Origin of the sequence: Microcoleus sp. AT8-A3 (assembly GCF_036705675.1) — a bacterium.
Taxonomy (GTDB): Bacteria; Cyanobacteriota; Cyanobacteriia; order Cyanobacteriales; family Microcoleaceae; genus Microcoleus.
The window spans coordinates 16,901-30,326 of the sequence record NZ_JAUBVD010000070.1; the positions used below are offsets into that span (position 1 = coordinate 16,901).

The following is a 13,426-nucleotide window of genomic DNA, read 5'->3' on the forward strand; positions in this document are numbered from 1 at the left end:
ATTTTGGTAAGTCAAAGTCTACTGATTAAATCGCCACGCCGAAAGGTTGCAGATAGCTGCTGTAAGGAAATCTCTTGTTCGCCATAAAGATCTTGCAGCGCACGTTGAATATCCTGTACTGAGGCATCGAAATAGGCTTCGCTATTTTGTTCAATCAGATGCTGTGCCGATTGAAAATTCTGATGGCTAATGTCTTTCATCTGAATATTCAAATCAGCAAGAAGCTTGCGTCCCATCTGCATGGCAATAAAGCATGAAGCATAGCGAACAACATCTGGATCGGCAGGATTTGGTCTTTTGCGACGATTTTCTGCAATTCTGTAAAGCTGAACGGCAATTACAACTTGCGATCCGCTCAATTGGTCGGTGAAGATTGCGTCATAAAGTTTTCCGAAATGCTCGCGCGAGAAGAATTTTGCTTGATGAGGCTTTTCTCGCCAAACAGATAGTATGGCTTCAGCAGCTACTCCTGAAGTAATATCTATCGGACGGGTACTAGAATCAGAACGCTTCCGGCGGTAATTGAATCCTAATTGCTGAATATCTATTTCCAGTCTTTGCTGGAGTTCGTCATTAGCGCGTAAATCTTTAAGATCTACTGGATTTTGACTATTAGTAGCATAAGTGATTCTTTGAACTAAACTTTCGTTTTCATGAGGTAATTGATAAAGTCGAAGCAGAACATAAGCTTGGGCATTTTCATGAAGCAAATTGTTGTCACGCAAAGTTTTGAATATGGTCAGACAGGTTTGGCCTCCATTGATAATTTGTAAATTTTCGACACGCACCTGATAATTACCATCTTGCAAAGCGTTGTACGAAAAGTTTTCACAAGTTAGGGTTATCCCATTATTGTAAAAGTAGAAATTGTTCTTCTCATCGCTGGTTAAAGTGTTTCTAATAGCCTCATTGACGCGATTACCTTGCAAGCCTAAGTAACGACGAATATTCCGCTCTAATAATCGTTCACCATGTCGTTCAATTAGTGCTGCGATTTCGGTGACGGAAATTCTGCCAACTAATACTCGGCTAAATTCCATATCTTCAACGATCGCCTTGCCACTTAGTTGCAAAGAATCTTTTACGGGTTTGGAAGCTTGCAGAATTTTGACCAAGCGTTCGTGATTAATATGCTCCCACGTAACTTGACTGCCGAAGCCAGTGCGTTCAATAGCTTCCTGTGCAGACGCATTCCAATTTAGGCCATTGTTACAGGCTAATGCCCGAACCTGTGGGATGTAACCATCCCGAATCAAACTACGAGCTTCTTCGACTTTTGCGAGCAGTCGTTGATTAATATGTTCTAGTCTAGCTGCTGGATTAAATAAGTATTGAATTGCGTTGATTAAACTTTCAATGCCTTCTTGGGGAAAGTTAGAATCTCCTGCTAGCTTGTTTTTGTATTTTGCTTGAAACAAGCTAACTGTAAATTCACCATCATACTCTTCGGAAATGTGCATGGCATCTACGCCAAAGTCACCAGATCCTTCGGTCAGGCACTCGAAAGCGTCGTCATCTTCTAAATCCAAGATGGTTCTAACACATAGGTATACAAATGCGAGGGACTTGATTTTACCTTCATCTTGGATGTGCAATTCTTCGGCGGACTTTTGACGAATATCGTTAACGACTGATGCTAAACGTTGGTCAATGATAGATGCATTAATGTCCATGTACTTATTTACTTAGTATGTTCTCAAGAATTCGCTTCATTCAGTCTAGGCGGGAATATGGTCGGCTTGATTATGAGATAGTTGAGAATTTTTAATTCTTTTGCTGAAGCCAGTTAGTTAAATCGACGATATTCGTAAAACCCTTCAAGTCTAGATTGCACAGCCTCTGCATATTCTTGCAGGGCTACTGGGTGAAATTCATATTTCATTGCTGTGCAAGTTGCCGTATTTGGGCTAAGGCAATATCTCCGGGAATGGTTTGAACTGCGCCGCTATCAATTTCGGCAATGCGTTCTTGAGCTTTCTGCACGCCTTCTAATAAAATATCTCGATCGATTTGTCTTTCCATGCTCTCCACAATTTTGTCAATGAGGATAGCCTTGGCTGCATCTGGTAATGCAGTTGCTTCTGAAATGAGTTGGTCTAGGGTTAGCATTGGCTCGTTTGGCTATAAGAGGCTAGTCTGATTTTAACATTTTGTATTTAACGGGTCATTTTGGTAGCTCGTAGGCGCAAGCCGGGGCGCAGCCATCGCACTTCTCCTCATTTACCTCCTTTAGGTTTGGCAGATTTTTTCGATGATGCCTGCTGACTGGTCATTTTTGTGTACAATTCAAACAGTTTTTCGAGGCGTTCGGTGTCGTTTTTGAAGCGGCGATCGATGTAGATGCGATCGAGCAGCGACTTCTTTGGGGTAGCGTGGTCTGCGCGGAGGTTGGGGGGCATGGTTTCGGGGTGACTCCCATTTGCTTTTAAGCACTTAAATCCTTCATTCATAAGGGTTTTAAGCTTTGGAGCTTCGTCATGTGGATTTGCATTTAAGCACTTTTACGCCCAAAAAGGGAGGTAACGACTCTGCTCTAGCTAAGCTAACCATTAGAATCAATATCGCCCATGACAGCAAGCGCCAACTTAAACTTAAGTTCTTCACTGAAATCTTCCTCGAAAATAAGAGACTCAATCAGTTCACATAAAAACTCTTTAGAAATTTTTCCTTCTGCTACCCAGACGGCGATATTTTCCATTTCTAGGACAAACTTTCTTACCACAAAATCGTAACCATTGAGATTTAGAAAATAAGCTCCCAATGCAATACTAGAGCGTTTATTTCCGTCATTAAAAGCATGAAACTTGTTGACAGCAAAAACTAGGTGAGTTAATTTGTGGTGAATCTCAGGATAATAGAGATCGTTTTGAATATGTTCTAATGCGCTCTCTAGTAGACTCGGATTATTAGAACCCGGAAAGCCCCCTGATTTTTCGATAATCCAATCATGCAGCTCGATCGCATAATGAATGTCAAAGTAAAAGAAATTTGCTGGCATAACTTACCGATCCTTCAATCGCTTAAATACAGCCAAAAGAGCCGGATCGGAAAGTTGCTCTTCTAAAGAACGGCTGGCTTCTCCTAAAAATTTCTCAAAGTCGCTCTCTGGAACACTTTGGATATACGCTTCTAATTTTTGATGCAGAGCATCCCGAAACCCTAGATCGCGACTAGCCATTTTGATGCGGGCATCTTCAATAATGGGTTTTAGATAGGGGTTTTCCTCTGCCGATTCCAATAGCGAATCAACCTCTTTCTGTTTCAGCTTTCGTCCCACCTTTTCTGACTCGGCTTTCAATTCTGCTGCCAAACCATTCTCTAGACTGGCAATGGCGATGAGAACTTCGGCATACATGGTGTCACGGGGGCAATCGTTTTTACCCAGGCTTAGGATCTGCTTATATTCTTCGGCTTTCTCTCGGAAAACAATCTGATACACTTTGTTGGTGTAAATGCCATACTTAAATTTGCCCATGTCGAGGTAATTATCAAGGGCATCGGTAAAGGTTTTACGATAGCTAAATTCTTGATACACCGCAGGTAAGTAATTGTTATCTCTCTGGTTAATATATTTGGTATGTCCGCCTGCCCTTTCTGCCATTACGTCAATCACGATATCTAAGATGCGCGATCGAATTGCACGGGCTCGCTCGCTCTCTACCAGCACCATCGCTAGGTTGAGGGTTGCCCGAAAGGTGAACACACCTAATGTCGGGGTTTTGTTACCGTAATCAGTTACGGAGACATCCAGCAAAGCCTTGAAATCTCGAAGTTTCTGACCTCGTAGCACCCTATAGCCATTAGTCTTCAGCTCATCGTTGTGACTGGATAGATACTTTTCAATTGTACTTTCGCTGATACCGAAAATCTCAATCAGTTGTTGTTTGGTAAATAGCAGTTCTTCTTCATAGTAAGTGCCTCCTAATCCTAAGTATTCTTCTATTTTTTCTAGGGCATAGCGATTGTTGAGGATATTTTGGCGATCGCGTAGCGATGAAGTTAAATCTTTTGCCATTATCATTTTTTTCCTTGGGTTTTACGTTTGGCAGACTTTTTTTGGGGAGTTGTTTGGGCGGTGAATGGGTTATTGACAGGTTTGTACTTGAATTATTGCTAAAGTCCATTTTCAGAGGCGCTCTTTCCAGTAGCTTGGATCGCGACGACAACTCACGATCGCCGCAATCACGATTCGATCGGGATAGACTCGATACAAGATGGCATAGGAAAATTTGAGGGTCAAATACCGACGAATCTGACCTTCAACGATCGGCCAGCGCTCTGGTGCTCCAATAATTTTAAATATGGCGTTTTCTATCGTGTCGATGAAATCCTGGTGTCTGTCTTGTTGGGCAAAAAATTGCACAGCCTCTGCATATTCTTGCAGGGCTGCTGGGTGAAATTCATATTTCATTGCTGTGCAAGTTGCCGTATTTGGGCTAAGGCAATATCTCCGGGAATAGTTTGAACTGCGCCGCTATCAATTTCGGCAATGCGTTCTTGAGCTTTCTGCACGCCTTCTAATAAAATATCTCGATCGATTTGTCTTTCCATGCTCTCCACAATTTTGTCAATGAGGATAGCCTTGGCTGCATCTGGTAATGCAGTGGCTTCTGAAATTAGTTGGTCTAGGGTTAGCATTGGCTCGTTTGGCTATAAGGGGCTAGTCTGATTTTAACATTCTGTATTTAACGGGTCATTTTGGTAGCTCGTAGGCGCAAGCCGGGGCGCAGCCATCGCACTTCTCCTCATTTACCTCCTTTAGGTTTGGCAGATTTTTTCGATGATGCCTGCTGACTGGTCATTTTTGTGTACAATTCAAACAGTTTTTCGAGGCGTTCGGTATCGTTTTTGAAGCGGCGACCAATGTAGATTCGTTCCAGGATTTCGTCATTACGATCGTGCGCTTCTCTAACCAGAGGGAATTCGGTATCCATACGATCGCGATCGTACATATCGGCGATCGTGGCGGGGAAATAGTGCTCTCGCGCTAGCAGGATATCTTCGGCGCAGCGGGTGAGGTCGGCTTTGTTTTGGTCGGTGAGGGTGGGGACAGGGAAGGTGTTCCAGCCGAGGGTGTTTGTATAGGAGAAGTCTGTCCGCATTCTTGCACAAACCGTTGCCACCCATGCCAAATTAAGGCGTGAGCAAATGATTGAAAATGGCCACAAATCATTACCATTCATCGTGAAGGCTTTGTTGGATACAACTGTCCCAGATGGCAATACTCCTACTGGAAGATACGGTCGGTTTTCTGAGCTGATTACTGGAATACAAATAACAGGTGATCGGGGGATAGGTTTGCGTTCATCAAAGCGATGGGGCCAGTTAGCAGCTTTTACTGTCGCAGCCCTCTTGCTCTCCTTTCGGAAGCTCTGCACTCGCGCTATCCTTGCGGCTATCGAATCTTCTCTCCGCGCAACTTCAACCTGATCGTCCTCAATCCAAATGCAGTAGCGAGAACTCCCTGAAATAAGTTCTTGGGAACCGACAAATCTCTTAATAAATAAGCTTCGTGATTCCTGGCTTAGGTTAAGGGTTTCCAATTCGTCATATTCCAAAATAAGATGGCTGCCATCAGTGGGTGAGTTTCCACGGGACATCTCTGGAAGCCCCGATAGGCTTTTCGACGACGGGTAAACTATGACATCGGAGCCGGGTATCAGATACGGATTAATATTTCCGACATCCTTAACAATTGTTTTATGCTCCTCCGAAATAGAGTATAAAAGTCGGGAAGTTCCATACTGCCTGCTGATGCCCACAATAACAACGGTGACACCTGCATTGTGGCTGGCTAAGTTAGCCCATTTGAAAGACGTATAAGCGAACGTAATTTTATGATCCATCTCCAAGATTGGTTGCCACAAAATCGGAACTTGTTTTCCTTGAATAATTGAATTAGTTGACACAAATGCTGATGCAGCAATTGTTTGAGAACCAAAATCTGCTGCTTTCATAAACCAGCCAGCAACGTAATCTAGAGACTTCCAACCCTCCACTCTCCCATCAAAAATTTTGGACAAGTCGGACTTTTGTTCATCAGATTGCCATTTGCTACCAAGATAAGGCGGATTCCCGCAAATATAAGTTTCTCCGCCCTCATTCTCAAAATCAATCTCCGCCACTTCCCGCATCTCGCCAAACAAATCCAAATCCTCCCGCTGCACCTTCACCCCCGTTCCTGTCGGCGGACAAAGACTCAACCAATCCAGCCGCAACGCATTTCCACAGGTAATCCAGTTATCATTTTTGAGCGGCAAAAACTCCGCCAGCGCCAGCTTTGGCCCTCGATACATCACATCACATTGATACTCGGCAATAATCAAGGCCAACCGCGCAATCTCACAGGAAAAGTGACGCAATTCAATTCCCCGAAAATTCGTCAGCGGAATCTCAGACTTGCGATCGCCCTCACCCCGAAGACGATTAATCTCCGCCTCAATTTCCCTCATCTTCTTATACGCAATCACCAGAAAATTCCCCGATCCACAAGCCGGATCGAAAACCCGAATTCGCGCTATCCGTTGCCGCAAATTCAGCAGCTTACGGGCATTCTCCCCCGCCGCCTCCAATTGCTCCCGCAAATCATCCAAAAACAGCGGATTCAACACCTTGAGGATATTCGGCACACTCGTATAGTGCATCCCCAACGCACCCCGCTCCTCATCATCCGCCACCGCCTGAATCATCGAGCCGAAAATATCGGGATTAATCTTTGTCCAGTCCAGATTGCCAACATGAAGTAAGTACGATCGGGCAATCTTGCTAAAACGCGGCACCGCCACCCCACCCGAAAACAGCCCTCCATTCACATAGGGGAATCTATCAGCCCAATTGCGAATCTTCGCCGCCTCCCGATCCTTAAGCGGCGTACACATCGCCCGAAACATCTCCGACAGCACCTCGTGCGTATTCGAGGAATCACTGGCACTCATTTGTTCGATCGTGGCAGTGAAGAGGGCATTGCTGTGAAAGATATTAGTATCCTCCGCAAAGAAACAGAAGATTAGTCGCGCCATGAAGTGATTTAACGCTTCCCGGCGATCGGCCTTGTCCCACTCCGGGTTCTCCTTCAGCAGCTCCACATACAGGCGGTTGAGGCGCCCCGTAGCCTTGATATCAAAGGCATTCTCACGGATCTGCTTGACTGTCGTAATGCCCGCCAAGGGCAGGAAAAAACCAAAATGGTTGTGAAAATCGGGGTAATCGCAAGCGACTATCTCCCCATCAGCGAGGTTTTCCGCCTCAAAACTTTTGCCATCGGTGGCCAGGATAAACTTAACCTTATACCGAGCCGTCGCCGCACTATCTCGCAACGCCGTGAGGGTGTTTGTCACCTCGCCTTCGGGGCAAACCTTCACATGGATATTGTTACGCTGGAGCAAGCCACCGAGATCCGATTGGTTGGAGCCACCGCTTTTGCTTTTGAGCCGCTTGAGAGTCGTCGGCTTGTTACCAAAGGCTTCGAGGAAGGCAAAGGGGAACTCTTCCGAGTCAAAGGGCGCTTCAGCGAGCCTGGAAACTGCTTCTTCGATTTCGACTGCATTCATAGTTCCACCATAGGTAGCTCAGGGGCGGTAGCTCAGAGGTTCCATTATCGCCTCTTAACGCAATTTTGGATTTTACCTTGATTTTCGATTATGGGGGTTGCGATCGCAGCGTTTTGGGGTGGAGGGCGATCGCCTACATCTTTCTTACTCCCCATCAGCATTTCCCTTCATCGAAGGTTAGGTGCTTTAGTGAGAATTAACTAACGGCTACAGCCTCCCCCAAAGGATGCTGCTGCAAAACCGCTTGCAAATACTTCCCAGTATAAGAACGAGGATTTGCCGCCACATCCTCCGGCGTTCCCGCCACAATAATTTCGCCGCCCTTATCTCCCCCTTCCGGCCCTAAATCGATCGCCCAATCGCAGCACCGAATCACATCTAAATTGTGTTCGATTACCAAAATTGAATTACCCTTATCCACCAACCTTTGCAGCACATTTAACAAATGGTGAACATCATAAAACGACAAACCAGTCGTCGGTTCATCGATTAAATAAAGCGTCTTCCCAGTAGCGCGGCGCGACAGTTCCGTTGCCAATTTTACCCGCTGCGCTTCCCCTCCAGAAAGCGTCGGCGCCGGCTGTCCCAACTGAATGTAACCCAAACCCACATCAACCAAAGTTTGCAGTCTGACGCCCGCCCTGGGAATATTTTTAAACATTTCCAAAGATTCCTCGACAGTCATGTTCAAAACATCAGAAATCGACTTGCCTTTGTACTTAACTTGCAGTGTTTCTCGGTTGTACCGTGCACCCTTGCAAACCTCACACTGCACGTAAACATCCGGCAGAAAATTCATCGAAATCACGTTCACGCCCTGGCCGCCACAAGCTTCGCACCTTCCCCCTTTCACGTTAAAAGAAAACTGGCCCGCTTTGTAACCTCTTGCCTTCGCTTCAATGCTTTCGGCAAACAAATCCCGAATCACATCAAAGACTCCCGTGTAAGTAGCGGGATTAGAGCGCGGAGTACGACCGATGGGAGATTGGTCAATTACAATTACCTTATCAACCACATCCTCTAGAGAGCGTTCCCCTTTAGTTTTGAGGGCGTCCATATCGGGTGGTAAAGGCACTTTTTTTGTGATATAATGTTGCAGCGACGGGTACAGCAATTCATTGATTAAAGTGGATTTTCCCGAACCGGAAACCCCCGTCACGCAGACGAGTTTTCCGAGGGGAATTTCGACATCGATATTTTTTAAATTGTTGCGCGTCGCATTTATGATTGAGAGAGCTTTGCCGTTGCCTTTTCTCCTTTCATTAGGGGTTTCAATTACTCGCTTTCCCGACAAATAAGCCCCGGTCAAAGATTCTTCGGCCGCCAGCAAATTTTCTAAACTTCCTTGCGAGATAATTTTGCCGCCGTGTACGCCAGCGCCGGGCCCGATATCGACAATGTGATCGGCCGCTCGCATGGTTTCTTCATCGTGTTCTACGACAATCAAAGTATTGCCTAAATCGCGCAATTTTGTTAAGGTTTGCAGCAGGCGAAAGTTGTCCCTTTGGTGGAGTCCGATGCTGGGTTCGTCCAAAACATAGAGCACTCCTGTCAAACCAGAACCGATTTGAGTCGCCAGCCGAATTCGCTGGGCTTCTCCGCCAGAAAGCGTCATTGCGGCGCGGTCTAAAGTCAGGTAATCTAACCCGACATCGAGCAAAAATTGCAGCCTTGCTTTGATTTCTCTCAGGGCTAAATCGGATATTTGGAATTGCCGATCGCTCAATCCCAAATTATTTACTCGTTCGCGACATTCGCGAATCGAAATACTGGTTAAATCTACAATTCCGTACTGTCCCAACCGCACCGAAAGCGCCTCTGGTTTCAAGCGTTTGCCGTGACAAACCTCGCAAGAGCGATCGACCCGATATTGTTCCAGCTTCTGCTTAATCAAATCAGAACCAGTATCGTCGTACTGGCGCTGCAACATGGAAATTACGCCATTAAAATCTCTCCTAAAATCAGTGTTGCCGTCGCGCTTTTTACTTTCTCCGCTGCGCTTTTGTTCATTGCCGTACAAAATTACCCGCTGGTGTTCGGGCTTTAATCGATACCAAGGAGTGTCGATATCAAACCCGCAAGTATCAGCAATACTGCAAAGCAAAGAGAGATAATAGGAATTGTCTTTGTCTGACCAAGGCGCGATCGCACAATAAAGAGGTGCTTTCTCATCGGGAACTACCAACTCCGGCGCAAAAGTCCGCAAACTCCCCAAACCGTGGCAGTTCGGACACGCGCCGTAGGGCGAATTAAAAGAAAATAACCTGGGTGAAAGTTCTTCCATTACTGCGCCGTGTTCGGGACAAGCAAAGTTTTCGGAAAATACGATCGGCCCCTGTGGTTCGGAATTTTCATCACTCGGTAACTCTTCAACTATCGCAATTCCCTCAGAATGGCGCAAACAAGTTGCCAGAGAATCAACTAAACGTTCTTCTAAACCGGGTTTTTTAATTAACCGATCGACAACTATCTCGATATTGTGCGTATGATTTTTATCTAATTCGATATTTTCCGAAAGTTCTAAAATTTCTCCGTTAACTTTGACGCGAATAAATCCTTCCGCAGCTAAACTCGACAATAATTTGCGGTGAGTGCCTTTTTTTCCGCGCACAACTGGTGCCAGAAGGTGAAAGCGAGTGCCGTCGGGAAGTGCCATGACTCGATCGCACATTTCATCAATTGTCTGCGGCGCAATGCAGCGATCGCAAATCGGACAGTGCGGTTCGCCGGCTCTGCCGTAGAGTAATCTGAGATAATCGTAAATTTCTGTAACAGTGCCAACAGTCGATCGCGGGTTGTGAGAAGTTGACTTTTGGTCGATCGAAATAGCCGGACTCAAGCCTTCGATCGCGTCCACATCCGGTTTGTCCAACTGTCCCAAAAACTGGCGCGCGTAGGCGCTGAGAGACTCGACGTAGCGGCGCTGTCCCTCGGCAAAAATTGTATCGAAAGCCAGGGAAGACTTACCAGAACCGGAGACGCCAGTAAAAACGATCAGGCGATCGCGCGGGAGTTCCAGATCGATATTTTTCAGGTTGTGCTGTCTCGCACCGCGAACCCGAATCGTATTTTGGTTGTGAGAGTGAGAATTCGTCACATTATGCCCGTTGCGGGATGCACTTGGCTGGCTGTTTGAGGTTTCGGCGCGTTGGGACATGAGAGTAGTGCAAAACAGTGCTTAACCATCTTAGCGCTGCCGATCGAATAGCTGGCATCCAAACTCAAGAATATCAAAGAATAGTCAAATAAGTTTCCGTCGGCCCGTCGGGCAAAACCTTCAATCTTTGATTTTTCAAATCGACTTCAATTCCCAGCGCTTCCATCGGAATCACCCCTAAAAGTGGAGTTTTCCCCTCTGGCAATTCCAAACACTCAAAAGTCCCTTCGCGCCCGCACAGAGAAATCTTGGCATCTTGAAAAATCCTCGCCTCACTAATACCCGTGGCTGTTTCCACAACTACTTGCTTGAGAATTTTCAAACCCAATCTGGCGATGACACCTTTAGGCAAACACAAAGTTGTCGCGCCCGTATCCACCAAAACATTTTCTAGAGTAACATACCTGACTTGCTCGATGGGAATCAGACCATCTTCTGCTTTCCCTTCATCCAGCCGATTCGTAATTACTAGGGTTGCGATCACTTTTCCCATTAGGGTTTCCGTAGTTGTTTCCATTACGTTCAGATTATCATAAATTGCTGCTTTAATTTTAGCACATATTTCCACATATTGTAGGGCGATGCACTCCCCCTTCTGCACCGCCCACCTGACGAATAATTCTGGCTAAAATATCAAATTATTGCACACCAATAAATTTGTGAGTTTGCAAAGATAGCCTGTAACTAGGATTTTGTTTCAGCAATTCCAAAATAATTGGAATCGCTGAACTTTTTGAGTTCCATTCTGGCTGCAAGAAAACCGGAATATTCACATTATTTTCCAAATGCTTGTGATAAAATGCAACTTCTTCGCCAGTGCTAACCACCAACTTAATTTCATTTGCTCTAGTCCAGAAAAGCTCTTGCACCGGATATTTAGGATTGACGTGTTCCTTCGGAGAAAGAGTAATCCAAGCCTGCGGGGAAACATCCTGCCAGTAAGCACCCGAAGTTTCAATACTCACCTGCTTGTCAGCTTCTAACAAAGCTTCAACTAACTCAGGCAAATCCCGGTGTATAAAAGGTTCGCCACCAGTAATGACCACCCTCGGAGACTGCAATTGAGCGAGCAATTGTGCGATCGACTGCGGCACAGACGGCAAACCTTTGCCCCCATTTTCGTACCCTGTGTCACACCAAGGACACCGCACAGGGCAACCGGCCAATCTGATAAAATCAACTAAAGTCCCCGTCCAGTAACCTTCGCCTTGAACAGTACACTGAAAAGTTTCGTGAATTGGTAATTTTAGTTGTAAATTAGACACCCGAAGTTACGCCTCAAATCAATTAATTACGTTGTTTAGATATAATATTCTTAAATTGTTATTTCTTCGCGGTTTGCAGCAAATAAAAACAGTTCTGAACGCATAAACGGGGTTTATGAAAAAAAATATCCGTTTTATCTCAGAAGCTTCACTCAGAAATCGGGTTTCTTCATAGCTTTTGTATAAATCCTTAGAAATCCACCACAAACCGCAAATAACTCTTTAATTATTCTGTTCAGGTTCCATCAGAGTAGCCCAACGGCGCTTCAGGGCCAAAGTCAGCCCGTCAGCAATGGGGACAACACTGAGAGTAACTCTGGGATCGTTACGCAATTTGTCGTTGAAACTACGAATGGCGAGGGTGCTTTCGTCTTGTACTTGAGGATCGGCAACTCGTCCAGACCACAGAACATTGTCAATTACAATTAAACCGCCATTTCGTACAAGTTGCAGCGATCGCTCAAAATAAGCCTCATAATTTTCTTTATCGGCGTCGATGAAGGCAAAATCAAAGGTTCCAGCTTGTCCCTCGGCTATTAGTTTGTCGAGAGTATTTATTGCTGGGCCCAACTGCAAAGAAATCTTATTAGCCACGCCTGCTGCTTCCCAATAGCGTCGTGCGATCGTAGTATATTCCTCGCTGACATCGCAGGCAATAATTTGACCGTTAGGAGGAAGTGCTAAAGCTACGCACAGCGCACTATAACCAGTAAAAACGCCAATTTCTAAGGTTTTGGTCGCTCCCATAAGCTGCACCATGAGCTCCATAAACTGACCTTGTTCGGGAGCAATCTGCATCATCCCCATAGGATGTTTAGCCGTTTCTTCCCGTAGTGAAGCGAGAATATCTGGCTCCCGCAGAGAAATAGATAACAGATAATCGTAAAGTTGATGTTCTAGGCCAAGAGTTGAGTTCGCCATCGGTTTGTCCTTGCTGCTCACTTTTGATTTTAGATTTTAGACGCCCTGTTAATGGAAATCGGAGAATGTAGAGTTAATTTAGGCATCTATTTTGCTGTGGCTGAGGGCAGGTTGCAGTATCAGTGTCTCGGTTACACAGAGGCAACTTGCAAAACGCGCGCTCTACTTCCAAATCAGTTTATCTCAGCCACAGGTGATTTCGCAGCTCTAGAAAATAAAAATAGATAGAGGGGAGCGTTTTGAGATTCCTGCTTTTCTAGCACTAGCACCGCGTAACGCCGTTAGCGATACCAGTTCAAAAAATGAATGCAACTGTAGACAAGCTGGAAACCCATACATAATCAACTATTCCCCATCTCAAATCTCAAATCTCAAATGGTATGAGTTGGGGAGAATGTGATTTCATCCTGATTACTAAGGAATGAGAGTTAAATAACTTCCACTCTTGAAAGTGGGATGGGCGTCCCGCCCGTCCACTAATGACGGGCGGGACGCCCATCCCACAATAAAAACTAAAATTGTAAGTTATTTAA

At 45.4% G+C, this 13,426-nt stretch carries 12 protein-coding genes; all 12 read right to left on the bottom strand.

Annotated features, from left to right (window positions below):
- Window positions 1–11: 11 nt before the first annotated feature.
- A complete protein-coding gene (locus tag QUB51_RS26525) occupies window positions 12–1,673 on the bottom strand; it encodes an AIPR family protein (RefSeq protein WP_333107679.1) in 1,662 nt (553 codons plus the stop codon).
- Window positions 1,674–1,878: 205 nt separating this feature from the next.
- Window positions 1,879–2,109, bottom strand: a complete 231-nt coding sequence (locus QUB51_RS26530; protein WP_333053276.1) for an addiction module protein — start codon at window positions 2,107–2,109, stop codon at window positions 1,879–1,881.
- A 107-nt stretch (window positions 2,110–2,216) separates the two neighbouring features.
- Entirely contained in the window at window positions 2,217–2,450 is a 234-nt protein-coding gene (locus QUB51_RS26535) for a type IIL restriction-modification enzyme MmeI (protein ID WP_333262883.1), read from the bottom strand.
- A gap of 92 nt (window positions 2,451–2,542) precedes the next feature.
- Window positions 2,543–2,998, bottom strand: coding sequence for a type II toxin-antitoxin system death-on-curing family toxin (locus QUB51_RS26540; RefSeq protein ID WP_333262880.1), 456 nt, complete (start codon window positions 2,996–2,998; stop codon window positions 2,543–2,545).
- A gap of 3 nt (window positions 2,999–3,001) precedes the next feature.
- Window positions 3,002–4,015 carry a DNA-binding protein gene (locus tag QUB51_RS26545; RefSeq protein WP_333262877.1) on the bottom strand — a complete coding sequence of 338 codons (1,014 nt, stop codon included), beginning with the start codon at window positions 4,013–4,015 and terminating at the stop codon, window positions 3,002–3,004.
- A gap of 111 nt (window positions 4,016–4,126) precedes the next feature.
- The gene (locus QUB51_RS26550) at window positions 4,127–4,411 is read right to left on the bottom strand and encodes a type II toxin-antitoxin system RelE/ParE family toxin (protein ID WP_333262874.1); all 285 of its coding nucleotides are present in this window, start codon (window positions 4,409–4,411) and stop codon (window positions 4,127–4,129) included.
- The gene (locus QUB51_RS26555; protein WP_333053276.1) at window positions 4,408–4,638 is read right to left on the bottom strand and encodes an addiction module protein; all 231 of its coding nucleotides are present in this window, start codon (window positions 4,636–4,638) and stop codon (window positions 4,408–4,410) included. Before QUB51_RS26555 ends, QUB51_RS26550 begins: the two co-directional genes overlap by 4 nt.
- Window positions 4,639–4,745: 107 nt before the next feature.
- Entirely contained in the window at window positions 4,746–7,550 is a 2,805-nt protein-coding gene (locus tag QUB51_RS26560; protein ID WP_333262871.1) for a DNA methyltransferase, read from the bottom strand.
- A gap of 196 nt (window positions 7,551–7,746) precedes the next feature.
- Complete coding sequence (uvrA, locus tag QUB51_RS26565) at window positions 7,747–10,707, bottom strand: excinuclease ABC subunit UvrA (RefSeq protein ID WP_333262868.1); 2,961 nt, start codon at window positions 10,705–10,707, stop codon at window positions 7,747–7,749.
- A gap of 73 nt (window positions 10,708–10,780) precedes the next feature.
- Window positions 10,781–11,224: a retroviral-like aspartic protease family protein gene (locus QUB51_RS26570; protein ID WP_333208376.1), complete on the bottom strand. Its 444-nt coding sequence runs from the start codon at window positions 11,222–11,224 to the stop codon at window positions 10,781–10,783.
- A gap of 121 nt (window positions 11,225–11,345) precedes the next feature.
- A complete protein-coding gene (locus tag QUB51_RS26575) occupies window positions 11,346–11,972 on the bottom strand; it encodes a 7-carboxy-7-deazaguanine synthase QueE (protein ID WP_333208342.1) in 627 nt (208 codons plus the stop codon).
- Window positions 11,973–12,194: 222 nt separating this feature from the next.
- Window positions 12,195–12,893: a class I SAM-dependent methyltransferase gene (locus QUB51_RS26580; protein ID WP_333053282.1), complete on the bottom strand. Its 699-nt coding sequence runs from the start codon at window positions 12,891–12,893 to the stop codon at window positions 12,195–12,197.
- Between the last annotated feature and the right edge of the window lie 533 nt (window positions 12,894–13,426).